This window comes from Streptomyces sp. NBRC 110028, from assembly GCF_001417735.1.
Classification (GTDB): Bacteria; Actinomycetota; Actinomycetes; order Streptomycetales; family Streptomycetaceae; genus Streptomyces.
The window spans coordinates 134738-160243 of record NZ_BBUZ01000034.1; the positions used below are offsets into that span (position 1 = coordinate 134738).

At 72.3% G+C, this 25506-nt stretch carries 18 protein-coding genes and 1 pseudogene; 9 read left to right on the forward strand and 10 right to left on the reverse strand.

The window, feature by feature from the left end:
- Positions 1-30: 30 nt before the first annotated feature.
- The 6 genes from ASC60_RS27215 to ASC60_RS27240 all read right to left on the reverse strand — a co-directional run bounded on the left by ASC60_RS27215 (position 31) and on the right by ASC60_RS27240 (position 7621).
- Complete coding sequence (locus ASC60_RS27215) at positions 31-2508, reverse strand: UvrD-helicase domain-containing protein (protein ID WP_199831067.1); 2478 nt, start codon at positions 2506-2508, stop codon at positions 31-33.
- 61 nt (positions 2509-2569) lie between these two features.
- On the reverse strand, positions 2570-3343 hold the full coding sequence (locus ASC60_RS27220; RefSeq protein WP_055555418.1) for an anti-sigma factor: 774 nt from the start codon (positions 3341-3343) through the stop codon (positions 2570-2572).
- Positions 3340-3828, reverse strand: coding sequence for a sigma-70 family RNA polymerase sigma factor (locus ASC60_RS27225; protein ID WP_234357173.1), 489 nt, complete (start codon positions 3826-3828; stop codon positions 3340-3342). The genes ASC60_RS27220 and ASC60_RS27225 overlap by 4 nt, the downstream gene beginning before the upstream one ends.
- Before the next feature lie 265 nt (positions 3829-4093).
- Entirely contained in the window at positions 4094-4720 is a 627-nt protein-coding gene (locus ASC60_RS27230) for an ABATE domain-containing protein (protein ID WP_055555422.1), read from the reverse strand.
- Positions 4721-4901: 181 nt separating this feature from the next.
- Positions 4902-6056, reverse strand: a complete 1155-nt coding sequence (locus tag ASC60_RS27235) for a uroporphyrinogen-III synthase (protein ID WP_055555424.1) — start codon at positions 6054-6056, stop codon at positions 4902-4904.
- 170 nt (positions 6057-6226) lie between these two features.
- On the reverse strand, positions 6227-7621 hold the full coding sequence (locus ASC60_RS27240) for a NarK/NasA family nitrate transporter (protein ID WP_055555426.1): 1395 nt from the start codon (positions 7619-7621) through the stop codon (positions 6227-6229).
- A gap of 269 nt (positions 7622-7890) precedes the next feature.
- On the opposite strand from ASC60_RS27240, the gene ASC60_RS27245 reads away from it, so the two are divergent.
- From ASC60_RS27245 to yicI, 4 genes are read left to right on the forward strand one after another with little or no spacing between them, the layout of a single operon-like run.
- On the forward strand, positions 7891-9195 hold the full coding sequence (locus tag ASC60_RS27245; RefSeq protein ID WP_055555428.1) for an extracellular solute-binding protein: 1305 nt from the start codon (positions 7891-7893) through the stop codon (positions 9193-9195).
- On the forward strand, positions 9192-10088 hold the full coding sequence (locus ASC60_RS27250) for a carbohydrate ABC transporter permease (protein ID WP_055555429.1): 897 nt from the start codon (positions 9192-9194) through the stop codon (positions 10086-10088). Before ASC60_RS27245 ends, ASC60_RS27250 begins: the two co-directional genes overlap by 4 nt.
- A gap of 53 nt (positions 10089-10141) precedes the next feature.
- Complete coding sequence (locus ASC60_RS27255; protein WP_055555533.1) at positions 10142-10906, forward strand: carbohydrate ABC transporter permease; 765 nt, start codon at positions 10142-10144, stop codon at positions 10904-10906.
- A gap of 15 nt (positions 10907-10921) precedes the next feature.
- Positions 10922-13219, forward strand: a complete 2298-nt coding sequence (gene yicI / locus ASC60_RS27260) for an alpha-xylosidase (RefSeq protein ID WP_055555431.1) — start codon at positions 10922-10924, stop codon at positions 13217-13219.
- On the opposite strand, the gene dacB is transcribed toward yicI, so the two are convergent.
- The 3 genes and pseudogenes from dacB to ASC60_RS27270 form a co-directional block, all read right to left on the reverse strand.
- Positions 13200-14771: a D-alanyl-D-alanine carboxypeptidase/D-alanyl-D-alanine-endopeptidase gene (gene dacB / locus ASC60_RS27265; protein ID WP_055555433.1), complete on the reverse strand. Its 1572-nt coding sequence runs from the start codon at positions 14769-14771 to the stop codon at positions 13200-13202. The genes yicI and dacB overlap by 20 nt on opposite strands.
- Positions 14772-14946: 175 nt before the next feature.
- Positions 14947-15160, reverse strand: a pseudogene (locus ASC60_RS44190) (hypothetical protein).
- A gap of 206 nt (positions 15161-15366) precedes the next feature.
- Positions 15367-16752, reverse strand: coding sequence for a helix-turn-helix transcriptional regulator (locus ASC60_RS27270; RefSeq protein ID WP_234357168.1), 1386 nt, complete (start codon positions 16750-16752; stop codon positions 15367-15369).
- A gap of 110 nt (positions 16753-16862) precedes the next feature.
- Here ASC60_RS27270 and tgmA point away from each other — a divergent pair, with 110 nt between their 5' ends.
- The 5 genes from tgmA (at position 16863) to ASC60_RS27300 (ending at position 24788) form a co-directional block, all read left to right on the forward strand.
- Positions 16863-17561 (forward strand): putative ATP-grasp-modified RiPP, encoded by a 699-nt coding sequence (gene tgmA, locus ASC60_RS43320; RefSeq protein ID WP_234357169.1) that lies wholly within the window; start codon positions 16863-16865, stop codon positions 17559-17561.
- Positions 17562-17569: 8 nt separating this feature from the next.
- The gene (gene tgmB / locus ASC60_RS27285) at positions 17570-18541 is read left to right on the forward strand and encodes an ATP-grasp ribosomal peptide maturase (RefSeq protein WP_055555437.1); all 972 of its coding nucleotides are present in this window, start codon (positions 17570-17572) and stop codon (positions 18539-18541) included.
- On the forward strand, positions 18538-19713 hold the full coding sequence (gene tgmC, locus ASC60_RS27290; protein WP_055555439.1) for an ATP-grasp peptide maturase system methyltransferase: 1176 nt from the start codon (positions 18538-18540) through the stop codon (positions 19711-19713). The genes tgmB and tgmC overlap by 4 nt, the downstream gene beginning before the upstream one ends.
- 102 nt (positions 19714-19815) lie before the next feature.
- Complete coding sequence (locus ASC60_RS27295) at positions 19816-20268, forward strand: hypothetical protein (RefSeq protein WP_055555440.1); 453 nt, start codon at positions 19816-19818, stop codon at positions 20266-20268.
- Positions 20265-24788 carry an AAA family ATPase gene (locus tag ASC60_RS27300; RefSeq protein ID WP_055555442.1) on the forward strand — a complete coding sequence of 1508 codons (4524 nt, stop codon included), beginning with the start codon at positions 20265-20267 and terminating at the stop codon, positions 24786-24788. The genes ASC60_RS27295 and ASC60_RS27300 overlap by 4 nt, the downstream gene beginning before the upstream one ends.
- A gap of 90 nt (positions 24789-24878) precedes the next feature.
- Here the strand turns inward: ASC60_RS27300 and ASC60_RS27305 are convergent, their stop codons facing one another.
- Entirely contained in the window at positions 24879-25457 is a 579-nt protein-coding gene (locus ASC60_RS27305) for a TetR/AcrR family transcriptional regulator (RefSeq protein WP_055555444.1), read from the reverse strand.
- Between the last annotated feature and the right edge of the window lie 49 nt (positions 25458-25506).

Below are 25506 nucleotides of genomic sequence, written 5' to 3' on the forward strand. Positions count from 1 at the left end.
GCCGATTTCACTCCGTCCCTCAATCGGCCCTCAATCGGCCCTCAGCAGGTCCGGGACGCCGTTTCGGTCCGGGTCGTCGCGTTCGCCCGGGACGACCGTCAGCCGCTGGGTCGCCCGGGTGAGCGCCACGTACAGCACCCGCAGCCCGGCCGGTGACTCGTCGGCGATCTCGGCGGGCGAGACCACCAGCGTCGCGTCGTACTCCAGCCCCTTGGCCTCCAGGCTGCCCAGCGCCACCACCCGGTCGCCGAGCCCGGCCAGCCAGCCGCGGGCCTGTTCGCGGCGGCCCATGGCGACGACGACGCCGACCGTGCCGTCCACCTCCTCCAGCAGCCGGGCCGCCTCGTCGCGGACGTGGCCGCCCAGGTCGCCGTCCGCGTGCGCCGGGAGCGGCGCGAACCGCGGTACGGCGCCGGTCGAGCGGACCGCGCGGGGCGCGGGGGTGCCGGGCATCGCGAGCGCCAGGACCTTGGCGGCCAGCTCGGCGATCTCCGCCGGGTTGCGGTAGTTGACGGTGAGGGTGAAGCGGCGGCGCGGACGGGTGCCCAGCGCCTCGTCGCGGGCCTCGGCCGCCTCGTCCGGGTCGGACCAGGAGGACTGGGCCGGATCGCCGACGACCGTCCAGGTGGCGTGGCGGCCGCGCCGCCCCACCATCCGCCACTGCATGGGCGTCAGGTCCTGGGCCTCGTCGACGATGATGTGCGCGTAGTCGGTGCGTTCCTGCTCCGCCCGGTCCGCGCGGCCGCGCCGGGGCGTGGTGCGGTCGGCGAAGGTGGTCAGCTCCTCCAGCCCGGTGAGCTGGTCCAGCGGATCGGCCTCGCGGGGTTTCGCCGGGCGGGCCGGGGCGCCCAGGATGGTGTGCAGCTCGTCCAGCAGCGCCACGTCGTGCACCGACAGCGGGCCCTGTCCGTCCGGGCCCAGCCGGGCCAGCGAACGGGCCACCAGACGGGCCTCGCGCGGGTTGAGCACCCGCCGTGACCAGCGGCTCAGCCGCTTCTCGTCGGCCATCGCGGCGAGCACCGAGCGCGGGGTCAGTTCGGGCCACCAGGCGTCCAGGAAGCCGGTGAACGCGTCCTCGCCGGAGATGTCCTCGTCGAAGCCCTCGCGCGCCTCGGCGGCCAGTTCGGGGTCCGTGTAGCGGCGCGGGCCGCCCGTACGGGCCCACAGCGCGTCCAGCAGCAGCCGGCGGGCGCGCGGGCGCAGCAGGTTGACGGGCGCGGTGCCGCCCAGCGCGTTCTGCCGGATGCGGCGCAGTTCCTCGGCGCCCAGCTCGACGCGGGCGCCGAAGGCGACGACCCGCAGGCGCTCGGGCGGCCCGCCGGGTCTCTGGCCTCTGCTCGGCGTGTCGTCAGCCGCGTCGTCCAGGGTCAGCTGGCCGCCGCCGTCGCCCTCGGCGGGCGCCGGAGCCGCGGGCGGCAGCTCCAGGGCGCCGCGGGCCGCCTTGCGCAGCACCTTCATCATCCGCGAGGAGCCCTTGATCCGGGCCACGGCCGGTTCGTCGTACGTGGTGGCCGCGGCGCCCTCGACCAGGGAACCGACCGCGCGGATCGCGACCTGGCCCTCCTCGCCCAGCGAGGGCAGCACGCCCTCGGTGTACGCGACGAGCAGCGGGGTGGGGCTGACGACCAGGATGCCGCCCGCGTACCGTCTGCGGTCCTGGTAGAGCAGGTACGCCGCGCGGTGCAGCGCGACCGCGGTCTTGCCGGTGCCGGGGCCGCCCTCGACCTCGGTGACGGAGGCGGCGGGGGCGCGGATCACCAGGTCCTGTTCGGCCTGGATGGAGGCGACGATGTCGCGCATGGTGTGGCCGCGGGCCTGGCCGAGCGCGGCCATCAGCGCGCCGTCGCCGACCACCGGCAGCACCTCGCCGCCGAGGGTCGCGGTCAGCTCGGGGCGCATCAGGTCGTCCTCGACGCCGAGCACCCGGCGGCCCTTGCTGCGGATCACCCGGCGGCGCACGACCCGGCCGGGGGCGACCGGGGTGGAGCGGTAGAAGGGGGCGGCGGCGGGGGCCCGCCAGTCGATCACCAGCGGCGAGTAGTCGGCGTCCAGCACCCCGATGCGGCCGATGTGCAGGGTCTCCGCGATCTCCGCGCGGTCCCCGTCCGCGCCCGGCCGGATGGCGTCGTCGGCGGGTTCCACGGAGGTGTACGCCCCGTCCGGGCCGCGCTCGCCGTCCTTGCCGAGGAGCAGATCGACGCGGCCGAAGAGGAAGTCCTCGAACTCGCTGTTGAGCCGGTTGAGGTGCACCCCGGCCCGGAACACCTGGGCGTCACGCTCGGCGAGTGCGCCCGGCGTGCCGACCTGTCCGCGTTTGGCGGCGTCGTCCATGAGGAACTCCGCCTCGTGGATCTTCTCCTCCAAGCGGCGGTACACGCGGTCCAGATGGGTCTGCTCGATCCGGATCTCACGGTCCCGGACCCCGTCCCCGCCGTCGCGCGGCGGAGCCGTCCGGCTGACGTGCGTGACGTTCTGCGTGGCGTTCTGCGTGGCGTTCTGCGCGGCCACCCAAGCCCCCTTCTGTGTACATAGGGCAGCCGTCAACCGTACACCCACCCGTACGCGCGCCTCAGATATTGACCTCGGCCAGCCGCTGGCCATCGAGGGTGCGGACCTCGAAGCGGGCGATGTCGCTCTGGTTCATCGCCGCGCCGCCCTGCGCGTACAGCGGCTCCTTGTTCCAGCGGGAGCCGTCGCCGTCCTTGATCCCGTAGCCCGCGCCGGGCACGGCCCACGTCGTGACGGTCTCCTCGTGACCGTCCTTGCCGATGGCGATCAGATCGCAGCTCTTGGGCCCCTTGACGTTGCCCAGCTTGAACGCGATGGCGGTGCCCCAGCCCTTCGGGGTGAGCGAGACCGAGGCGTTCACCTTGGTCGCGGGGTCCACCGAGCTGTACTTCTTGCCCTGGTCGTAGGCCGCCCGCGCCGGGTTGGCCGCGGCGACCGGGGGATTCGCGCCGCCACCGCCCTCGTCGGACCCCGAGGTGAGCGCCGCGCCCACGAACGGGCCGCCGACGATCAGGATGCCCGCCGCGGCGACGAGGAAGAGCCGCCTGCGGCCCTTCGTACGACGGCTCGCCGTCACCTCGCCGAGCAGCCGGCCCAGCAGCTCGGGCCCGGGGCGGGGGTCAAGGGCGGCGAGGTCGGGGACGGCCGTGCCGTCCGCGTCGGTCGCGTAGTCCGCCAGCAGCGGGGGGATGCCCATCAGCCCGTCCAGCTCTGCCGCACACCGCTCACACCCGATCAGGTGCTCCTCGAAACGCGCCGCGTCGGCCACGTCGAGGACGCCGAGCGCATAGGCGCCGACGGCGGTGTGCTGCTGGTCGTCCGCTGTCGGCATCATGCCGTGACCCCCCGTTCCTCAAGTGAGAGCTTGAGGGAGCGCAGCGCGTAGTAAACCCGGGATCGTACGGTCCCGGGCGGCACGCGCAGCACTTCCGCAGCCTCACTCACCGTCCGTCCCTTGAAGTATGTCTCGACGAGCGCCTCTCTGTGCGCATCGGACAGGTCATTCAGGGCATCGGAAATGGTCATTTGGCGCAGCGCCCGGTCTATGTCATCTGCTGCGGGCATGACATGCAGGGGGGCCGCGTCGACCTCATGGGGGCGGGCACGGCGGCTTCGGTGGCCGTCGATGACGATGCGACGAGCCACGGTCACCAGCCACGGGCGTACGGAACCGCCGCCGCGCTGCAACTGGTCGGCATTGCGCCACGCCCGTAAAAGCGTCTCCTGAACCACGTCCTCGGCGCGGTGCCGGTCGCCTGCGACCAGGCGCAGGACGAAGGCGAGAAGCGGGCCCGCATGCTCCGCATAGAGCGCGCGCATCAGCGCGTCGTCCGGTGTCGTCCTCTCGGTCACGAGGGCATCTTTGCGTACGCAAGCCGCTGGGTCGAGGGGCGTACGGGCTGGAATGATCCGCAGTTCATTCACAACCCTGTGACATTCCTCCCACTTCCACGGTGAACATTTGCCGGGCCACCGCACGTACTTGAGGCCGAGAACCCGGCGCCGGGCGGGCGTCGGCCACCATAAAGGGCTCCCTCCCCAAACACCGCCCCGCAGGCCCCGGTCCCCCCATCCGGGGCCTGCGTCATGTCTGAAACTCGTTCATTTTTTGCTTCTGCTTTGGGTTTGAACGGCGGCGATGGCGTGCCACGCGCTCCCGGTTGCCGCACACCTCGCTGGAGCACCAGCGGCGGCGCCGGCCCCGCGAGGTGTCCAGGTACACCAGCGAGCAGTTCTCCCCCTCGCAGCGCCGCAGCTGCCCGCGCGCGACGGGGTCGGTGAGCAGCGCGACGGCGTCACGGGCGACCTGCGCCAGCAGCGCCCCGCAGTCGGGGGCGGCCGCGAGCCGGGCGACGAGGGTGCCGTCGGTGGCGCGTACGGCCCGTACGGCGGGCGGGGCGGTGGCGGCGAGCGCGTTCACCCGCTCCAGGTCCGGACCCGCCGCCCTGCCGTCCACCTCCATGTGCACGATGCGGTGGAGGAGGTCGCGGGCGGCCCGGAAGCGGGTGAGCCAGGCGGTGTCGACGGCGTCGAGGACTTCGCGGGCCGTGCCGTGCGGGATGAGTCCGGTGCCGAGGAGCCACGCCCTGAGGGGTTCGACGCCGTCGAGGCGTTCGACGGGGGTCTCGCTGAGGCGCCCGTCGACGGTGGCCACCAGGTCCAGGCAGATCCGCCCGGCGTCGAACCGCAGGGCGAAGGCGTCCGCCGCCATGTTCCTGTCACCTCCGGGGGCAGGTGGGCTCCCTCCAGAGTGCCCGTCCGGGACGCGGGCCGATACCCCGCCGCCGGTGCGGGCGCGCGCCGTGTCCCCCACCCCGCCCCCACCCCCGCTCCTGAAACGCCGGAGGGGCTGGATGGTGGTCCGTGCCCGGAAGCGAAAACCCCTGGTACCGCTACGCGTCGGCGTACTTGGCGTCGGTCGCCGGGTCCAGTGCCAGCCGGTAGCCCCGCTTGACCACCGTCTGGATCAGCTTCGGCGATCCGAGGGCCGCGCGCAGGCGGGCCATCGCCGTCTCCACGGCGTGCTCGTCGCGGCCCGCCCCCGGCAGCACCTTCAGCAGGTCGGCGCGGGCCACGACCCAGCCCGGGTGCCGGGCCAGGGCGCGGAGCAGGGCCATCCCGGCGGGCGGGACGGTGCGCAGCTCGCCGTCCACGATCACCGCGTGGCCGCGGATCTCCAGCCGCCGCCCGGCGACCGGCAACGGCCGCACCCGCCCGGGCAGCTCGGCGGTCAGCAACTGCACGAGCGGCCCGAGCCGGAAGCGTTCGGGCTGGCTGGTGGGGACGTCCTGGGCCTCCAGCGGCAGCGCGGTCACGGGCCCGACGCACGCGGGCAGCACATCGTGGCGCAGCGCCTTGAGCAGGTCCTCGCGCATACCGCGCCGCTCCGCCCGGTCCAGCAGGCTCGCGGCGGCGGGGGCGCTGGTGAAGGTGATGGCGTCCACGGCGCGGGCGACCGCGGCGTCCAGCAGCCGGTCGACGGGGCCGATGTCCTCCGGTGGCATCCACCGGTAGACCGGCACGCCCACCACCTCCGCGCCCCCGGCGCGCAGCGACTCGACGAAGCCGGGCAGCGGTTCGCCGTGCAGCTGGACGGCGATGCGGCGGCCGTCGACGCCCTCCTCCAGCAGCCGGTCGAGCACCTCGGCCATCGATTCGGAGGCGGGGAACCACTTCTCGGTGAGCCCGGCGGCCCGTACGGCACCGCGCACCTTGGGCCCGCGGGCCAGCAGTTCGACGTCGCGCAGCCGGTTCAGCAGGGCGTCGCCGATACCCCAGCCGTCGGCGGCCTCGACCCAGCCGCGGAAGCCGATGGCGGTGGTGGCGACCACCACGTCGGGGGCGTGGTCGATCAACCGCTTGGTGGCGGTGAGCAGTTCGGAGTCGTCGGACAGCGGTACGATCCGCAGCGCCGGCGCGTGCAGGACGGCCGCGCCGCGCCGCAGCAGCAGGGCGCCGAGTTCATCGGCGCGGCGCGCGGCGGTGACGCCGACGGTGAACCCCGCGAGGGGTCCGACGGTCGTCGCCTGGTGATGGTCTCGCTGCATGTGGCTCTGGCTCTCGGCTCTCGTCCCGGTTCACTGTCGTATGCGCGCCTTGGGATGAGTCGTCATCCTGGCGTGGTCCCGTGTCGGACGCGGTTCCGGCACGTTTCCCGGGTGTAACGGGGCGTACGGTCACGGGCACCCTACGACCGTACGCCTCCGCGACGGATGGCTCACACGTCCGCGTAGGCGGGCTGCGGCGCCGCCCGCTCCTCCGGCGCACCGGCCCCCGCGGGCCGGGCCGCCGCCGGGGTGCGGCGAAGGTACACGGTCCAGGTGACCGCCGAGCACAGGGCGTAGAAGGCGAGGAAGGAGACGAAGGCCGGGGTGCCGGAGTGGGCGCTGCCGAACGACTCCCGGAAGGCCAGGTTGATGCCGAGGCCGCCGAGCGCGCCGACCGCCCCGATGAGCCCCATCGCCGCGCCGGACAGCCGCCGGCCGTAGGCCGCGGCCTCCTCGCCGGTGAGCCCGCGCGCCGCGGCCTTGGCCTGGAAGATGCCCGGGATCATCTTGAACGTGGAGCCGTTGCCGAGCCCGCTGAGGACGAACAGGGCGATGAAGCCGGTGAGGAAGACGGGCAGCGAGCGCTGCGCGGAGGCGTAGACGACCACGACCGTCGCGGCGGCCATCCCGCCGAAGTTCCACAGCGTGATCCGCGCGCCGCCGTAAGCGTCGGCCAGCCGCCCGCCGATGGGGCGGATGAGGGAGCCGAGCAGCGGGCCGATGAAGGTGAGCGAGGCGGCCTGCAGCGGGGTGCGGTCGAACTGGTTCTGCAGCACCAGCCCGAAGGCGAAGCTGTAGCCGATGAACGAGCCGAAGGTGCCGATGTAGAGCACCGACATGATCCAGGTGTGGGCGTCCCTGGCCGCCTCCTTGGCCGCCCCGGTGTCGTTCTTCACCGGCGCCAGGTTGTCCATGAAGAGCGCCGCGAGCACCCCCGCGACCACGATCAGCGGAAGGTAGACGGCGAGCACGATCCGCGGGTGGGAGGCCCCGGCCGTGCCGATGACGAGCAGGCCGATCAGCTGGATGACCGGCACGCCGATGTTGCCGCCGCCCGCGTTGAGCCCGAGCGCCCAGCCCTTCTTGCGCAGCGGGTAGAACGAGTTGATGTTGGTCATGGAGGACGCGAAGTTCCCGCCGCCGACCCCGGTGAGCGCCGCGACCACCAGGAACGTGGTGTACGAGGTGCCGGGCTCCATCACCACGGCGGCCACCAGCGACGGCACCAGCAGCATCGCGGCGCTGATGATCGTCCAGTTGCGGCCCCCGAAGCGGGCCACGGCGAAGGTGTACGGCACCCGCAGCACCCCGCCGACCAGGGTGGGCATGGCGACCAGGAAGAACTTCCCGGCCGGGTCGACCCCGTACTCCGGCCCCATGAACAGCACCATCACCGACCACAGGCTCCAGATGGAGAAGCCGATGTGCTCGGAGAGGATGGAGAAGATCAGGTTCCGGGTCGCTGTTCGTTCCCCCTTTTCCCGCCAGAACGTCTCGTCCTCCGGATCCCATTCCTCGATCCAGCGGGCCCCCTTACGGGCGGCGGTGGTGGTCGGGGCAGTCATCGCGCCTCCACGGTGCTCGGTGTCGCTGCCCGATGCTAGGCACAGCGGATTACCGGCCCGTGGCGCCAGGTGACCGGCACGAAACCTTGCTCTCACCCGCGGGGGCGGAGTGCGGTGAGGCCGCGGGGCCCGCCGGGATCACGGGCTTCCCCACCATTTTGTCAACGCCATTGACATACCTCTCCGCGCACACCTATACCTCTGCCCATCGAAGCGCTTCGACGAACGTTGCACGTGCACATTCTCCCCAACCCTCCCGGAGGCAGTGGATGTTGACGGCACGGAAACGGACGACACGAACGGGGGCCGTCGTCGCGGCCGCGCTCGCGGGGGCCCTGGTCCTGGCGGGGTGCGGGGGCGGTGGGGGCGAGGCCGGGGACGGCAAGACGCTCACGTTGTGGCATTACGAGGCGCCCAATGGCGCCATGGGCGCGGCCTGGAGCCAAGCGATCGAGGAGTTCAAGAAGAGCCATCCGGGCGTCACGGTGAAGTTCGAGGAGAAGGGCTTCGAACAGATCCAGAAGACCGCCTCGATGGTGCTGGGATCGGACAGCGCGCCCGACCTCATGGAGTACAACAAGGGCAACGCCACCACCGGGCTGCTCTCCAGGCAGGGGCTGCTCACCGATCTCTCCCCGGAGGTCGCCAAGCGCGGCTGGGACAAGCCGCTGAAGCCCGGGGTGCGCACCACCAGCCGGTACGACGAGCGGGGCGTGATGGGCTCCGGCAAGTGGTTCGGGGTGCCGAACTACGCCGAGTACACGATGGTCTACTTCAACAAGACCCTCTTCGAGAAGCACAAGGTGAAGGTCCCGGCCACCTTCGCGGAGTTCACGGACGCGCTGAAGGCGTTCAAGGACGAGGGCGTCACCCCGCTCGCCGGCGCGGGCGCCGAATACCCCGCCCAGCAGTACGTCTACCAGCTGGCCCTGTCCAAGGCCGACCGCTCGTGGGTGGACGCGTACCAGCAGTACAAGGGCAAGCCCGACTTCCACGACGCCGCCTGGACCTACGGTGCCACCACCTTCGCCGACTGGGTGAAGAAGGGGTACATCGCGAAGAGTTCGAGCGGCGCCAAGGCCGAGGACGCGGGCGCGGCGTTCATCGCGGGGAAGTATCCGATGTTCTTCTCCGGCAGCTGGTGGTTCGGCCGCTTCACGTCGGAGATCAAGGACGAGTGGGGCACGTTCCCCTTCCCCGGTTCGAAGCTGACGCTCGGCTCCGGCGGCAATCTGTGGGTCGTCCCCAAGGGTGCGAAGAACAAGCGGCTCGCCTACGACTTCATCGACATCACGATGAAGAAGGGCATCCAGAACACCCTGGGCAACAAGGGCGGCGTGCCCGTGGCCGCCGATCCGGCCGCGATCACCGACCCCAGGGCCAAGAGCCTGATCCAGGACTTCACCGCCTACTCCGACCGCGACGGACTCGCCTTCTACCCGGACTGGCCGGTGCCCGGCTTCTACGACACCCTCGTCTCCGAGACCCAGAAGCTGATGACGGGCGACTTCGGGCCCGGCGCCTATCTGGACGCGCTGGCCAAGGCGTACGAGGCGGGCGCGCCGCAGGGATGAACCGGCAGCGCGAGTATCCGTACACCCTCTTCCTGATCCCCGGCGCGCTGGCCTTCCTGGCCGTCATCGTCGTGCCGTTCCTGATGAACACCGGGATCAGCTTCACCCACTGGCAGGGCGTCGGCACCCCTGAGTGGGCCGGTCTGGACAACTACCGGGACCTGCTGGACGACGACGCCTTCTGGGAGTCCTTCCGGCACAGCCTCGCCATGGTGGTGGCGATGGCCGCGATCCCGACCGCGCTCGGCCTGGTGCTGGCCGCCGCGCTGTTCGACTTCGTCGGCAAGCACTTCGGCGCCCGCACCGCGAGCGTGCTGCGCGCCTGCTTCTATCTGCCGCAGGTGCTGCCGATCGCGGTGGCGGGCATCGTGTGGAGCTGGATCCTGGCCCCCGAGAGCGGCGCCCTCAACGACGTGCTGGAGGCGGTGGGCCTCGGCTCGCTGCGCCACGACTGGCTGGGCGACCCGGACCTCGCGCTGTACAGCGTGATGGGCGTGATGGTCTGGGTCCAGCTGGGCTTTCCGCTGGTGGTGTTCATGGCGGGGCTGCAGCGCGTCGATCCGGCGCTGTACGAGGCGGCCGAGCTGGACGGCGCCTCGTGGTGGCGGCGGTTCTGGCACGTGACGCTGCCGCAGATCCGCCCGGAGATCTCCGTGGTGCTGCTGTGGTGCACGATCGCCGCGCTCAAGGTGTTCGGCGCGGTGTACGTGCTCACCAAGGGCGGTCCGGGCGGGGCGACCAATGTCCCCTCGTACTTCTCCTTCCAGTCGTTCTTCGAGAAGACGCAGGTCGGCTACGGCTCCGCGGTCTCGACCGTGCTCACCGTGATCATCCTGGCGCTGGCCCTGGTCGCCCTGCGCCTCCAGACGAGGGCGGAGGACCAGGAGCGGTGAGGACCGTGAAGCGATATCCGGTGCTGGCGGCGCTGATCGTGGCGGCCGCCTTGATGGTGCTGCCGTTCCTGGTGGTCGCCCTCAACGCGGTGAAGTCGCCCGCCGAGTACTCCGCGAACGGACCGCTGAGCCTGCCGAAGGGGCTCTATCTGGACGGGATCGAGGACTTCTGGGAACGGGTCGACTTCGGACGGAAGCTGGTCAACTCCGTACTGATCTCGGGGTCGGTGGCGGTCGGCGCCGCCGTGCTGTCCGTGCTCAACGCGTACGCCATCGGCATCGGCCGGGTGAAGGGCCGCCCCTGGGTGCTGGCCTTCTTCGTGCTGGCGAACATGCTGCCGCAGGAGGCGCTGGTCTACCCCGTCTACTACCTGTCGAAGGAGGTGGGGCTGTACGACACCCGGCTGAGCGTGATCCTCGTCTTCATCGTGATCCAGGCCGCGTTCGGCACGTATCTGCTCTCCTCCGTCCTCGGCGCCTTCCCCAGGGAGATCATCGAAGCGGCCCGGATCGACGGCGCGAACAAGTGGCAGGTGCTGTGGCGGGTGGTGGTGCCGGTCAGCCGCCCGACCATCGGGGTGCTGCTGGTGTTCTTCTTCATCTGGACCTGGAACGAGTTCCTGCTGCCGCTGGTGATGCTGATCTCCAACGACAACCAGACGGTGTCGGTCGCCCTCGGCGTCCTCCAGGGCCAGCGGCTGATGGACGCCACCATGACCAACGCGGCCGCCCTGCTCGGCGTGGTCCCCGCGATCATCTTCTTCCTGATCTTCCAGCGGACCCTGACCCGTGGCATCGCCGCGGGCGCGGTCAAGTGACGAGGAGCGCCGCCCATGAAGTTCAGCGACGGCTACTGGCTGCTGCGCGAGGGTGTCACCGCCGGGTACCCGACCGGGGTCCTGGACGTGGAGACCGGCCCCGGCAGCCTCACCGTGCACGCCCCCACCCATCCGGTCCGCCGCCGCGGCGACCTGCTCAAGGGCCCGGTCCTCACCCTGAACTGCACCGCGCCGATGCCCGACGTGATCGGGCTCCGGCTCACCCACTTCGCGGGCGGGGCCGACCGGGGCCCGTCGTTCGCGCTGGCCGATGGCTCGTACGGGGAGGTGTCCTGCGACGAGGACGAGGCCCGGCTCACCTCCGGCGCCCTCACCGTGCGCATCGCCCGCACCGGCCCCTGGCGGGTGGCCTTCGAGGCGGCGGGACGCACGCTCACCGGCAGCGGGCCCAAGGACATGGGCATCATGGAGACCGCCGACGGCCGGCACTATCTGCGCGAGCGGCTGAACTTACGCGTCGGCACCTCCGCCTACGGCCTCGGCGAGCGCTTCGGCCCGCTGGTGAAGAACGGCCAGACCGTCGACATCTGGAACGCCGACGGCGGCACCGCCACCGAACAGGCCTACAAGAACGTCCCCTTCTACCTCACCGACGCGGGCTACGGCGTCTTCGTCGACCACCCCGGCAAGGTGTCCTTCGAGGTCGGCTCGGAGGCGGTCTCCCGCGTCCAGTTCAGCGCCGAGTGCCAGGAGCTGACGTACTACGTCATCCACGGGCCCACCCCGAAGGAGATCCTCGGGAAGTACACCGCCCTCACCGGCCGCCCCGCGCTGCCGCCCGCCTGGTCCTTCGGGCTGTGGCTGTCCACCTCCTTCACCACCTCCTACGACGAGGAGACGGTCACCGGCTTCGTGGCCGGAATGGCGGAACGCGACCTGCCGCTGTCCGTCTTCCACTTCGACTGCTTCTGGATGCGCGAGCACCACTGGTGCGACTTCACCTGGGACCCGCGCGTCTTCCCCGACCCCGCGGGCATGCTGCGGCGGCTGCACGAGAGGGGCCTGCGCGTCTGCGTATGGATCAACCCGTACATCGCGCAGCGCTCCCCGCTCTTCGCCGAGGGCAAGGCGGCCGGTCATCTCCTGAAGCGGCCGGACGGCTCGGTGTGGCAGTGGGACCTGTGGCAGCCCGGCATGGCCCTGGTCGACTTCACCAGCCCCGCCGCGCGGGCCTGGTACGCCGGGAAGCTGACCGCGCTGCTCGACATGGGCGTGGACTGCTTCAAGACCGACTTCGGCGAGCGCGTGCCGTTGGACGTGGTGTACGCGGACGGCTCCGACCCCGAGCGGATGCACAACTACTACACCCACCTCTTCAACCGCACCGTCTTCGAGGCGCTGCGCGAGCGGCGCGGGACGCGGGAGGCCGTCGTCTTCGCGCGCTCCGCGACCGCGGGCGGCCAGCAATACCCGGTGCACTGGGGCGGCGACTGCGAGTCCACGTACGAGGCGATGGCCGAATCGCTGCGCGGCGGGCTCTCCCTCGGGCTGTCCGGCTTCGGCTTCTGGAGCCATGACATCGGCGGCTTCGAGGGCACCCCCGACCCCGCGCTCTTCAAACGGTGGATCGCCTTCGGGCTGCTGTCCTCGCACAGCAGGCTGCACGGCTCGTCCTCGTACCGCGTGCCGTGGCACTTCGACGAGGAGTCGGTCGCGTGCTTGCGCTTCTTCACCCGGCTGAAGCTGCGGCTGATGCCGTATCTGTACGAGGCCGCGCGCCGGGCGCACGCCGAGGGAGTGCCGGTGATGCGCGCCATGGTCCTCGAATTCCCGGACGACCCGGGGTGCGCGGGTCTGGAGCGGCAGTACATGCTCGGCGCGGATCTGCTGGTCGCGCCGGTCTTCGACGACGAGGGCGAGGTCGCGTACTACGTCCCGGAGGGCACCTGGACCCAGGTGCTGAGCGGCCGGACCGTGCGCGGTCCGCGCTGGGTGCACGAGCGGCACGGCTTCCTCAGCGTGCCGCTGCTGGCCCGGCCGGGATCGGTGATCCCGTTCGGCGCCGCGTACGACCGGCCGGACGCGGACTGGGCGGACGGCGTCACGCTGCGGGTGTACGAACCCTCCGCCCTGCCCGGCACCGGGGTCACCGTGCGGGTCCCGGCCCCGGACGGCTCGACGGCCGTCGCGTTCACCGTCGTACGGGACGGGGACACCCTGCACGCCGAGGCCGACTGGGTCTGCCGCAGGCCCCCGGCGCCCTGGCGGGTGGAGGTGGTGGGCGGGCCGTCCGCCGACGCGGAGGCGGGGACGGCCGCCCTCACGCTGGAGCTCAGCAGCGCCGGGGCTTGACCCAGGAGCACTCCAGGCCCGCTGTGCTTCCGCCGCGTACGGCCCGGGGCCGCACCGCCTCGGTGCGGCCCTCGCCGGACCGCGCCAGTGTCACCACGATCGCGTCCTCCAGGCTCTTCACCGACGGCGCGAGGTAGTTGTTGAGCACGATGCTGTAGACCAGCTCCCGGCCGTCCGCGTCGGTGACGTACCCGGAGAGCGCCGAGGCGCCGGTCAGGGAGCCGGTCTTGCCGCGCGCGTTGCCCGCCGCCGGGGTGCCGCACATGCGCGAGCGCAGCGTGCCGCCGACGAGGCGGTCCGGGGCGCAGGCCACCGGCAGCGAGCCGTACCAGTCCACGTACCAGGGCTGGTGACGGACCGCCAGCAGCAGCTCGGTGAGCTGCCCGGCCGCGATGGTGTCCATCCGGGACAGCCCCGAGCCGTCCACCTGTCGGACCGATCCGGTGTCCACACCCAGCTTCTTGAGCCAGTCGGCGATGGCGGCCAGCCCGGCGTCCCAGGTTCCGCGCCCCGCCGTCTCGTAGCCGATGGCCTTGGTGAGCACCTCGGCGTGGATGTTGTTCGACAGCTTCATGAACGGGATCAGCAGCTTCTTCAGCGGCATCGAGCGGTGGGAGGCGAGCGGGCGGGCGTCCGGCGGGGTGGCCTTGCCGAGGCGGGTGGTCCCGTCGACCCGTACGCCGTGTTTCCCGAGCGCGTCGGCGAACACGGCGGCCGCGTAGCCGGTGGGCTCCCAGACGCTGACCCACTCCTTGGCGGTCGGCGCACCGGGGGCGATGGCGCCGCCGACGGTGATGGTGTTGGTCCCGTGGCCGCGTTCGACGGTGAGGCCGCCGCCGCTCCCCGTCGTCGCCCGGTTGTCGATCCGTACGTACCGCGTCCCGGGCGTGACCGTCACCTTCGGCCGCTCCCCCGCCGCCGCGCCGGGCGCGACCTCGACGATGACGCTGCCCGCGTCGTAGTCGGTGTCGGGGGCGACGGTGAGCGGGGAGATCTGCGCGGCGTAGTACGAGGACTCGTCGTCGGCGGCCCAGGAGCGGCCCGCGCGCTGCGCGTCGAACCGGGTGTCGTCGGCGATCAGCCGCCCGGTGACCCGGGTGATCCCCGCGTCGGCGACGCCCTTCGCCAGCCGGTCGTAGTCCCCGGCGAGCATCGTGGGATCGCCGGTCCCCCGGAGGTACAGATCCCCGCGCAGCGTCCGGCCGTGCCGGGTGCCGTCGGCCGACACATCGGTCCGGAAGGTGTGGTCGGGCCCGAGCAGCCCCATGGCGGCGGCCGAGGTGAACAGCTTGGTGCTGGAGGCGGGCATCAGCCGGTCGTCGGCCCGGTGCTGGTACAGCACGTCGCCGGACGCGGCATCGGCCACCACCACCCCGGCCGCCCCGCCCCTCAGCAGCGGATCGGCGAGGATCCGGTCGACGGCCTCCCCGACCCCGGCCTTTTCGCGGGGTGCGTCGGCCCCGGCCGGTGAACTCCAGGTGAGGGTACAGATCAGACCGATGACGAGGGGCCAGGCCCAGGCGCGCGCACGGCGGTTCACGGGTCTCTTCATGCCACGGCAGGATCCCGTACCGGGCCGCCGCGCGACAGAGCGCCGCGAAGGGGCAATCGCCCTTCCGGATCGACACGTCCCTGGTTCACGACCACGATCCAGTGCGTCGGCCCGGTGCGTCGGCCCGGGGCCGGCGACCGGCCGGAGGCTGATCGCCTTCGTCTGACGCCCGCCGTCAGACCGTGCCGGAGAGCTGTTCGCGTACCCAGTCCGGATCGGGATCGGTGTGCGGCCGGCCCCGCCAGTAGACCACCGGCCGGCCGTCGGCCGCACTGTGCCTCCAGCGCGCCGATCGACCTGGGGAAGACGAGCGGGGAATTATCGCCTGACGCGGCGCCTGGAACCGCGCCGACGAAGCCGTCACCGCCCTCGCCGAAGGGCGCCTCCACGGCAAGGTCGTCCTGGACATCAGCTGAGAACCATCACCGTAAGGACCGGCGCCTCCGGCGAAGACTGCGCGGTGCCCCGCACATCGTGCAGCCTGCGGGCGATCCCCCGCCGTAATGCGGCAGGTGGAGCTTGTGCGCCCAGCACTCCCGGTAGATGCCCACCAGGTCGTCCCACACGGACTCCACGTCACCGATCCGGACGAGGTTCACAGGGCCCCGGTGCGGGCCGCGAATTCCCGCACGCCCGGTACGCGGGCGGGCATGTGCAACAGGTCCGCCGTCAGGGCCCGCAGTGCAGGCCGCCGCACTTCCTGCGGCGCCTCCTGCTCCACCCTGCGGAGCGCCGCGAAGGTCTGCGGCTGGTCGCCGAGGGCGTGCCACATGCGGGCGGTATCCGTCCAGGCGCGGGCACGCCGCTCCGCCGTCGGCATGGAGTCGATGTTCAGCTTCTTTACGACCTTCACGCCCTCGTCAGGCGTGCCGAGCGCGTTGAGCACGCCGATCCGGTACACGTCCACCTGCGTCCGGCTGACGTCCACGGTGAACAGCCCCCGTACCGCCGCCTTGCGCCGGTCCGTCTCCTCCTGGGCCTCGTCCAGCAGGCCCAGCGCCGTGGCGCGATCCCTGCCGCTGGCCGCCGTATACGCGGCCGTCAGCATCAGCGTCGCACGCACAGCCCCGGTCGGGGGCTGACCGGCATCCAAATCCGCCGCCTCCCGGGTGAGCAGCCGCACCGCAGCCGGGCTACGCCCCGACCGTCGCATGGTGATCGCGAGCACCCGAGAAGCCTCACCGATCGGAACCGGGTGGCCACTGGCCCGGGCCGCGGTCAGCGCACGATCAGCGGCCACCCAGGCCGCGTCGCTGTGCTGTTTGAGCGCCAACTCGGCGGCCAGCACGTATGCCCGTGCGAGCACCACACTCGCCTGCTCCCACGCCCGCCCACTCGACGCGTCCCGCGTCGACGAGGCCACGGCGAGCAGGCCCGGGAGCGCGTGGCCGAGGGCGGTGTAGCGAGCGGCACAGAAGTCCGCTCGTGCGGCCTCCATCTGCTGAGCGAGGCGGCCCGGTGGAACCGGAGCGGCGGAGGGGAGCCGGAAAAGAGCATCCTCAAGACCGGCCGCCGGGTCGAAAGGGCCGGAAGCGGCATCGGCTGGGGCGGCACCCACGACGGCCGTTGCCCCGGCCGCCAACGCGCCGGTGAGCAGATTTCTTCGACGCACCGCATCCTCCTCGCCCGATGGACGCTCCACCGTATCGACCGTGGGTCCGTCCGGCACAGGAGTCGCCATCAGCCGGTCGAGTGAGACGTTCAGGAACGCGGCAAACCGCACCAGCGCGGCGTAGTCGAGCCGCATACGGCCGGACTCGATCCGGGAGACGGCCGACGCTGAGTAGCCACACGACTTGCCGACTTGCGCCTGGGTGAGCCGAGCGGCGCAGCGGGCACCGCGAAGGATCGATCCGATGTCAACGCTCGCTGAACCCATGTCCATAGGTACCTCCTGCGGAACAACGAGAGACACGACGCTAGGGGTACCGCAGGCGGGTGGGGAGGGCGCATGGAAGCACGCCGTGTGCGGGTTCGGCACACGGCGTGCAGAAGGCCGCCTCATGCTCCCGCACGAGGTGGTGGCCCGCGATGGTGATGCCACGCCCGGCGGCAGGCCGGACATAGCCCACTCACCAGAAGGCCGACGAAATGACCACGATGATGATCAGCAACCCCGCACCGCTCACCCTCACCGGCACAGGCCACCCGGCTTACTCCCAGTCGCTCCCGTGCACCGAGGAGTCCGTGGGCCTCGCGCGCCTGTCCGTCTCCGCAACCCTGCGGGCCTGGGGACTGGAGGACCTGGTGGACGACGCTCGTCTGATCGTCTCGGAGCTGGCTACGAACGCGGTCCGGCACGCCGCTCGCCACAACCCCGACCCCGAGCGGCGCGGCAACTTCCGCCTCAAGGTCGAACGCCCCAGCGATCGCCTGGTACGCGTCTCGACGTTCGACCGGTCCCGGGCCATCCCCCGCGTCGTCGAGGCAGACGAGACGGCTGAGTCCGGGCGCGGCATGGCAGTGGTGGAAGCGCTCTCCTGCCGGTGGGGCATCGACCACAGGCCCTGGGGCAAGGGCGTCTGGGTCGAGTGCGCCATCCCGGGCCACCCCACCCCGCTCCGCCCGTGGGGCCTGCGCCGACTCGGCCCGTACCCCACGGCGGCGGAGATGCCGATCACGACGGTCACCGTCGACCCGGACACCCAGATCGGTGTCTTCCGCGACCGTGACGGCCTGGTGGTCGAGATGGGCAAGCACGGCACCAGCTCCGCCACCTCGACATCGACCGTGACCAACCTGGACTCACGCAACGACGCGGGCTCCGACCAGGACTCCCAGCAGGACTGACAGCCTCGATGACCGACACGAAACCGGTCCTGGTGGTCACGGAACCGCTCGACATCACCGCCGACATGGTGATCACTCACCTCAACGAACGTGGTGTCCCAGTGATCCGCTTCAATCCCGCGGATCTCCCGCTCGGGGAGCTGACGGTCTCGGCCCGGTTCGGCGGCTGCCCGGCTTCCACCCCGGTGGCCGGGCAGTTCCGTACCCCGTCGAGGACCGCCGACCTGGAGCAGATACGAGCGGTGTACTGGCGCCGCCCCCTCTGGCCCGCCTTCGAACACCTGGACGCAGCCGACGCGCGCTATGCCGCCGCGCAGGTCCGCCATGGGCTCGCGGGCGCCCTCTACGCCCTCGACGGCCCCCTGTGGGTCAACCACCCAACCCGCAACGCTGCGGCCGATCACAAACCCAGCCAACTCGCCACCGCCGTACGCCTCGGCCTCACCGTGCCGACGACGCTGGTGACCAACGATCCCGAGGAAGCACGCAGGTTCATCGCCATACATGGGCGGGTCATCAGCAAGACACTGCGATGGACCCCGTACGAGCGAGACGGCATCGGTCTGACGAGCTGGGCCGAGCCGGTCACCGCCGATGAGGTGGACGACACGGTGAGGGCGGCACCGCACCTGTTCCAGGCCCGCGTGGACAAAGTGGCCGACCTGCGGGTGCTGGTCGTCGGCCGACGGCCCTTCGCCGTCCGTATCGATTCCGGTCTGCTGGACTGGCGCAAGGACTACTCCGCCCTGTCGTACAGCGTGGTAGACCTGCCGGATCGGCTGGAGAAAGCGCTACTCGCCTGCCTCGACCACTTCGGCCTCCCCTCCGGAAGCTTTGATCTCGCCCTCGACCGAGACGGCGAACCCCACTGGCTTGAGCTCAACCCGAACGGCCAATGGGGGTGGCTGGAGGAGAAGACCGGCCTGCCGATGGCCGCCGCCTTCGCCGACCTGCTCGCTCAAGGAGACAACCCCGCATGACGCCCGATACCGCACCTGAACGGCGCGCCCTCGCCGACCGACTCCGTGAGGCCGGAGTCCTCGCCCACTCGTCGTGGCGCGCGGCGGTCGACGCCGTACCCCGGGAACTGTTCCTCCACCCCGGCGTGTTCCTGCCCACCGACGACGGACGCTGGCGGCCCGTCACCGCCCTCGGCACCGGCCCGGAGGAATGGTCCAGGATCGCCTACCGCGACGAGTCCCTGGTGACACAACTGGACGGGCACCTCACCGCCGACCAGGCCTCCGAGCCCGTCCCCGGCGTGCCCACGTCGTCGTCCACCACGCCCGTGACGGTCGTCGGCATGCTCGAGGCCCTGGACGTCGAGGACCGTCACACCGCGCTGGAGATCGGCACCGGTACCGGCTACTCCACCGCGCTGATGTGCCACCGGCTCGGAGAGGACAACGTCACCACGGTCGAAGTGGACCCCGGCGTGGCCGCCCGCGCGGACGCCGCCCTGGAAGCCGCCGGATACTCCACCTGGACCATGACCGGGGACGGGCTCCTCGGCCATCCCCGCCGCGCCCCCTACGACCGGGTCATCGCCACATGCGCGGTACGCCGCGTCCCCCACGTCTGGGTACGTCAGACCACGCCGGGCGGCGTCATCCTCGCCACTCTCGCCCCCGGCTCGTGGGCGTACGGCACCGGCCTCGCCAAGATCACCGTGAACCGCGACGGCACGGCCGAGGGGCGGATCATCGGGAAGTCGTCATTCATGCAGGCCCGCTCCCAGGCCGCCGTCCCGCTCGCCGGGGACCTGTCGGCACGTACCGCCTACGCCGACAGCGAGCGCGAGGCGAAGGTGCCGCCGACGCTGCTGGACGAATGGATGCCCGCCTTCCTCGCCCAGCTCGCCGCGCCCGGCGCCCAGCTCGTGCGTGCCAGCCAGGACGACGGCATCCAGCAACTCTACGTATTCGATGCCGACCGCGAATCCTTCGCCGCGTTCGCCGAGAACGGCTCCGGCTGGACCGTCCGGCAGGGCGGCCCCGTGGCGCTGTGGGACGACATCGAGCAATCGCTCATCGCCTGGCAGGACGCCGGGCGCCCCGGCATCGACACCGTGCGGCTCCGCGTCACCCGCCGCTCCCACAGGTACCGGATCGGCGACCGGCCCGCGTTGCGCTGGGAGCACCGCATCGCCTGAGCGAACATCGGCCGTGATGGCGTGAACGGGTCTCTCTCCTCAGCCACGACTACCGCTACCCTCCCCGGGCAACCTACGCGAACCAGGCCACCGGGGGAGCCCATGCGTATCGGTTTGACCGTCCGTGCCGACGAGCGGGACCCGTCTCCGGGCGCGGACACCGCCGGTGCCGGGCCCGACGATCTGCGACGTTGGCTGGCCGGTCAGCCGGGGCTGCGTGGCAGGGTGCGCAGGGCCACCGACTCCGGTCCGCCGCCGGGGGCCATGGGCGCGGGGACGGACGTGGTCCTCGCGCTGCTGGAGCCCGGGGGTGTCGCCACGGTGCTGGCCGGGGCCGTGGTGGCCTGGTTGCAGACCCGCCGTGGGAGCCGGACCGTCACCATCACGCGCCCCGACGGTACGGAGATCTCCGTGAGCTCCACGGAGGTCGGGCCGCTCGACGCACAACAGGCGGGTGAGCTGGCGGCGCGGCTCGCGGCCGCCCTCGAACCGGAGGCGGGTGCCCCGGAGGCCGGAGGCGGGGAGCCGTCCGACGGTGTGCCACCGGCGTCATGACCGGCACCCGGCCCCTGCCCGGCATGCCCCCGTCCCCGACCGGGCTGGCCGCGCCGGGGGCGCGTGCGGTGCTGGTCGGGACCGGTGAGCATGTGGCGGGCTCCGCGCTGCCGCCCTTGCCGAGCGTCGGGACCACGCTGGAGGACCTGGAGCGGGTGCTGCGCGACGTCTGCGGCATGGCACACGTGCACCGGGTCGCGGCGGGCGCCGGGCAGGCGGAGATCGTGGCCGCCGTGGAGGACGCCGTCGCCGAAGCCACCGGGCCGGTGCTCTTCGCGTACGTGGGCCACGGCATCCTCGGCCCGGGGGACGAGCTGTATCTCGCCACCCATGCCAGTCCGGCCGACGACCGGATTTCCGGCTCCGTTCCCTACCGGACCGTCAAGGATCTGCTCGGCGGGGCCCTGGGCGGCAGCGTGGTCGTGCTCGACTGCTGCTTCTCCGGCCGTGCCACGGCCCCGGGCGGACGCGAACGCAGCCCCTACGCCTCCGCACGCCCGGACGGCAGCTTCCTGCTCACCTCCGCCTCGCAGTTCGCGCTCTCCTTCGCCCCCGAGGGCGCCCGGCACACGCTGTTCAGCGGGCAGCTGCTGCGGCTGCTGGAGAACGGCGACCCGGGCGGCCCGCCCTGGCTGACGGTGGACTACCTGCACGGAGCGCTGGACCGCGCGTTCCGGGACGGGCCGGTACGTCCGCACGGGCAGAGCGAGGGCAGGCTCGGCGGGCTCGTGGTGGCCCGCAACGCCGCCTACCGCACCGACGCGGTGGCGTCCGGCGAGCCACCGGCCGATGTGCCGTGCCCGTACCCGGGCATGCGGTCGTTCGGGGCGGCCGACCAGGAATGGTTCTTCGGGCGGGAAGAGCTGACCGCGCAGCTCGTGGCGGCCGTGTGCGACCCGGCACGGGACCGCCCGGTCGTGCTCGTGGGCGCGTCGGGCTCGGGCAAGTCGTCGCTGCTGGGCGCTGGGATGCTGGCGGCTCTGGAGGCCCGGCACGGTGCCGGAACGGAGACGGTCCCCTGGCCCGCGCTGCTGCTGTCGGCGCCCGGAGCCGATCCGCTGGAAGCCCTCGCCGCACGCTGGGCGCAGATCACGGGGCAGCGGCGGGAGATGGTGCGGGAAGCCTTCGAGGACGGGCGGTTCCCCGGTCCGGAGCCCGGCCGCCGGGCCTGCCGGCTGCTCGTGGTCGACCAGTTCGAGGAGGTCTTCACCCGCTGCGAGGACGCCGGCCGGCGAAGCCGCTTCATCCGGCTGCTGTGCGGGCAGCACGGCGGTCCGGGCGACCGGCCCAGGGTGGTCCTGGCGCTGCGCGCCGACCACTACGGCGACTGCCTGGCCCACCCGGAGCTGGTCGACGCCCTGGACCACGGGCAATTCACCGTGGCGCCGATGGACCTGGACACCCTCCGCGCCGCGATCGAGCGCCCGGCCGCGCGGGCGGGCCTCACTCTGGAGGACGGTCTCGTCGACCGGCTGCTGTCGGACCTGCGCCGGGGCGGCGGGGCCCCGGGTGGGGCGCGGGGCGCGGCGGCCCCGTTCCTCGCCCATGTCCTCGTGGAGACGTGGCGGGAGCGCAGCGGAACGGTCCTGACCCTGGCCGGTTACCAGCGCACCGGCGGGATCTGGCAGTCCGTGACCACCTCGACCGACACGCTGTACCAGGCGTTGGGGGAACCCCAGCGGCACATCCTGCGCCGTCTGCTGCTGAGCATGGTGCACCTCACCCCGGCCGGTGAGGTGGTGCGCCGTGAGGTCGCCCCGGCGGACCTGCCGGCGGAAGGAAGCGCCGAGGGCGTACGGACCGTCTGGGACCATCTGGTCCGGACCCGGCTGGTCACGGTCGATCACGACGGTGCGCGGTTCTCCCACGACGCGTTGCTGCACGCCTGGCCCGAGCTGCGGTCGTGGATCCGCGACGCCCACGCCGACCTGCTGGAGCACCAGCGGCTCGCGGAGTCGGCCGCCGTCTGGAAGGAGCACGACCGCGACCCCCACTACCTCTACACCGGTTCGCAGCTGGCCCAGGCGCGCGGACGCCTGGACCCGGACCGCCCCGGGCACACCCCCGGCATCGCGCTCACCGCCGTCGAGCGGGAGTTCCTGACGGCCGGGGCCGAGGCCGCGCGGCGCGGCCGCCGGCTGCGCATGCTGTGGCGCGGCGTGGCCGCCTGCGTGGCACTGCTGCTCGTCGCGATCGGCACGGTGGCGTACGTCGAACGGAGCGAATCGAGGAAGCGGGCGGACGAGTTGGCCTCCAAGCGCGTCGCCGCCCAGGCCGACTCCCTGCGGGACGAGGACCCGGCGACGGCGCTCGACCTGAGCCTGGCCGCCTACCGCCGCTCCCCCACCGTCGACGCGCGGTCCGCCGTGGTCCAGTCGGCGTTCTCCCTCACCCCGCCGGTGCCCCTACGGGGGCACTCCAGCGAGGTGATCAACCTCGCGTACCGGGCGGACGGAAAGGTGCTGGCCAGCTCCTCGACCGATCACACGGTCCGCCTGTGGCGCACGGCCAACCCTTACCGCCCGGCCCCGGGTTCCGTGCTGAAGGTGGGCGGTCCCCCGGCCCTCGCCTGGCATCCGGACGGCCGTCACCTCACCGCGAGCACCAGGGAGGCGCTGTACGTCTGGGACGCCCGCGACGCCCGGCACCCCCGGCGCGTCGCCCGGGTGCCGGTGCGTGACGGCCGCGTCTTCGCGGCGGCCTTCAGCCCGGACGGCCGTACGCTGGCGGTCGGCTCGGAGCACGGCCGGGTGTGGTTCTGGGACCTGCGCGACCCCCGGCGGCCGGTCCGCACCGTGGCGGCGGGATCGAGGCGCGGAAAGCCCGTGGAAGCCATCGCGTTCCAGCCCGGCGGCAAGGTCATGGCCACGGCGGTGGGAGACGGCAGCGTGCAGCTGTGGAACACCGCCGGGGCACACCGCCCGAAGCCGGGCGCGGTCATCCGCGACGCCCGCGTGCTGTCCCTGGCCTTCAGCCCGGACGGACGGCGGCTGGCGGGCGGCGGGGTGTCGGGTGAGGTTGCCGTCTGGAAGGTGACCGACCCGGAGCGCCCCCACAGATACCTCGGCACGGGGCCGGTCACCGAGAAGGTGCTGACGTCGATCGCCTTCAGCCCGGACGGGCAGTACGCGGCGGCCTCCTCGTACGACGGCAGGCCGCACCTGTTCAGGGTGCGTGACGACACGTACACCTCCGATCCGCTGCTGGAGGTGACCGCGCTGCCGCGCATGGGCAAGGCCGCCGAGAGGGACCTGTCCCTCGCCTTCCGCCCGGACGGACGCGGCATCGCCGTCGGCGGCTCCGACGGCCTGGTCCACCTGTGGAACCCGCCACCGAACTCGGTTCCCGGCACCACCGACGTGGCCGGATCGGTCAGCGGCTCCGCCTCGGACCGGCAGGGCCGGTTCATCGTCACCTCGACCGGCGAACGTACGCGCGTCTGGCGGCTCGGCGAACCGGGCACGCCTCCGGCCGAGGCCGCCGCGTTCCCCCGGCCCTGGAACAAGGCGCGCTTCCTGCCGGGGGGACACACGTTGATCGCCCAGACCTCGGACTGGAAGCGGCTGCGGCTCTGGGATTTCCGGGGCGGCCGGCTGCGCCCCGGGTACGAGTTCCGCACCGCGGCGCCCACGGATCGCTCCATGACCTTCGCCGTCGCCTCCGAGGGTGGTCTGCTGGCGGTGGCCGACCCGTCCACGCGCACCGCGACCCTCTGGGACGTCCACGGCGCGGCGCGGCCGAAGCGGCTGAGCAGCCTGCCCGTGCCCGAGGACGGGTTCAGCCTTGCCTTCTCCGGTGGCGCCCGGGTCTTCGCCGTGCTGTCCTCCTCGGGCCAGCTGTGGGATCTCGCCGATCCCCGGCATCCGCGGCGCATGTCCCGGGTCGGTGCCGACGGCAAGGACGTGCCCATGGCGGTCAGTTCGAGCGACGGACGGCGGGTACTGGTCACCGACCCCGGCGAGCACGGGGCGAAGCGGGCCCATGTGTGGTCCGTGTCCGCGCGGGGCAAGGCACGCCGGATCGGCACGGTCGACGCGGAAAGCCTGACGCTCCGCCTCGTCTCCGGCCGTCTGCTGGCGGGCATCTCCTCATCCGGACGGCCGGCCCTGTGGTCCCTGGACCGCCCGGGGACCACGGTCCCCCTGCCGGGACCGCTCGGCGCCATGGAGGACCTCACCTCCGACGGCACCCTGCTGGTCTCGTGGAAGAAGTACGGGGGGCTGGCGCTGTGGCGGCTGGCGAAGGAGGACTCGCCGCCCGGCGCCGCGGAACTCCTGGCCCTCACGTCCGAGTCCGAGGCGGTGGCCGTCAAGGACTTCACGGAGCAGGGGGACGCCATGGTCGTGTCCCCGGACAGCCAATTCTCCTCGCCGGCCGCGCTGGGAGGGGGAACGGTCCTGGTGGACGTCGACCTCCCGCGGCTGGTCGACACACTCTGCTCGGTCCGCACCACGGTGACCTCCGAAGACCGCTGGCACCGGCTCTTCCCCGACCTCGACTACCGGGACCCCTGCCCCTGACGGTCCCGGCCCGGGGAACGAAGAGCGATGCCCCGGGCAGGCAGCGGCGGGGCCCGGGGCCCCGGCCGCGTGCCCGCCGGGGATGGTGGGTCAGACCACGGCGAGCCGGTCCACCAGCAGCTCCACCCTCGCCCCGGTGTCCTCCGGCGGCAGCCGTCCCGCCCGGGTCAGGGTCGCCACCCCGTGCAGGGACGCCCAGAACACCTCGGTGAACAGCCCCGGGGGGACGCCCTCCCCGGCGACCTCGCCGAGGCTTTCCAGCAGCGCGGCGAAGGCGTCCTTGAGAGGTTCCGGGGTGTCCTCCTGTGCGTACGCCAGGCCACCGTCGAGCTGGAAGATGGCGTCGTAGACCGCCGGGTTGGAGGCGGCGAAGTCGAGGTAGGCGCGGGCGAGGGCGGCGACCCGCTCGCGCGGGCCGTCCGCGGCGGCGGTCGCGGCCCGCACCGCCGCGGCCAGCTCGCTCGCGCCCTGGAGGGCGACGGCGCCAATGATCTCCCGTTTGCCGCGGAAGTGGCTGTAGAGGACGGGCTGGCTGTATTCGATGCGCTCGGCGAGCCGACGGGTGGTGACCGCGTCCCAGCCCTGCTGCTCGGCGAGTTCGCGGGCCGTCGCCACGATGAGCCGTTCGCGGCTCGCCCGTTCGCGCTCCTTGCGTTCTTGTACCGACATGAGTCGACCCTAGCACCACTAGACAAGAGAGCGGCAGCAGCACTAGCGT

What these genes read in the sequence shown, in the direction of transcription:
- tgmB (WP_055555437.1), top strand. Translation starts at nt 17,570, where the DNA reads ATGACCGACACGAAACCGGTCCTGGTGGTCACGGAACCGCTCGACATC.
- ASC60_RS27245 (WP_055555428.1), top strand. Translation starts at nt 7,891, where the DNA reads ATGTTGACGGCACGGAAACGGACGACACGAACGGGGGCCGTCGTCGCG.
- ASC60_RS27250 (WP_055555429.1), top strand. Translation starts at nt 9,192, where the DNA reads ATGAACCGGCAGCGCGAGTATCCGTACACCCTCTTCCTGATCCCCGGC.
- ASC60_RS27300 (WP_055555442.1), top strand. Translation starts at nt 20,265, where the DNA reads ATGACCGGCACCCGGCCCCTGCCCGGCATGCCCCCGTCCCCGACCGGG.
- ASC60_RS27225 (WP_234357173.1), bottom strand. Translation starts at nt 3,828, where the DNA reads ATGCGCGCGCTCTATGCGGAGCATGCGGGCCCGCTTCTCGCCTTCGTC.
- ASC60_RS27305 (WP_055555444.1), bottom strand. Translation starts at nt 25,457, where the DNA reads ATGTCGGTACAAGAACGCAAGGAGCGCGAACGGGCGAGCCGCGAACGG.
- ASC60_RS27235 (WP_055555424.1), bottom strand. Translation starts at nt 6,056, where the DNA reads ATGCAGCGAGACCATCACCAGGCGACGACCGTCGGACCCCTCGCGGGG.
- ASC60_RS27255 (WP_055555533.1), top strand. Translation starts at nt 10,142, where the DNA reads ATGGTGCTGCCGTTCCTGGTGGTCGCCCTCAACGCGGTGAAGTCGCCC.
- dacB (WP_055555433.1), bottom strand. Translation starts at nt 14,771, where the DNA reads ATGAAGAGACCCGTGAACCGCCGTGCGCGCGCCTGGGCCTGGCCCCTC.
- ASC60_RS27220 (WP_055555418.1), bottom strand. Translation starts at nt 3,343, where the DNA reads ATGATGCCGACAGCGGACGACCAGCAGCACACCGCCGTCGGCGCCTAT.
- yicI (WP_055555431.1), top strand. Translation starts at nt 10,922, where the DNA reads ATGAAGTTCAGCGACGGCTACTGGCTGCTGCGCGAGGGTGTCACCGCC.
- ASC60_RS27230 (WP_055555422.1), bottom strand. Translation starts at nt 4,720, where the DNA reads ATGGCGGCGGACGCCTTCGCCCTGCGGTTCGACGCCGGGCGGATCTGC.
- ASC60_RS27240 (WP_055555426.1), bottom strand. Translation starts at nt 7,621, where the DNA reads ATGACTGCCCCGACCACCACCGCCGCCCGTAAGGGGGCCCGCTGGATC.
- ASC60_RS27295 (WP_055555440.1), top strand. Translation starts at nt 19,816, where the DNA reads ATGCGTATCGGTTTGACCGTCCGTGCCGACGAGCGGGACCCGTCTCCG.
- tgmA (WP_234357169.1), top strand. Translation starts at nt 16,863, where the DNA reads ATGACCACGATGATGATCAGCAACCCCGCACCGCTCACCCTCACCGGC.
- tgmC (WP_055555439.1), top strand. Translation starts at nt 18,538, where the DNA reads ATGACGCCCGATACCGCACCTGAACGGCGCGCCCTCGCCGACCGACTC.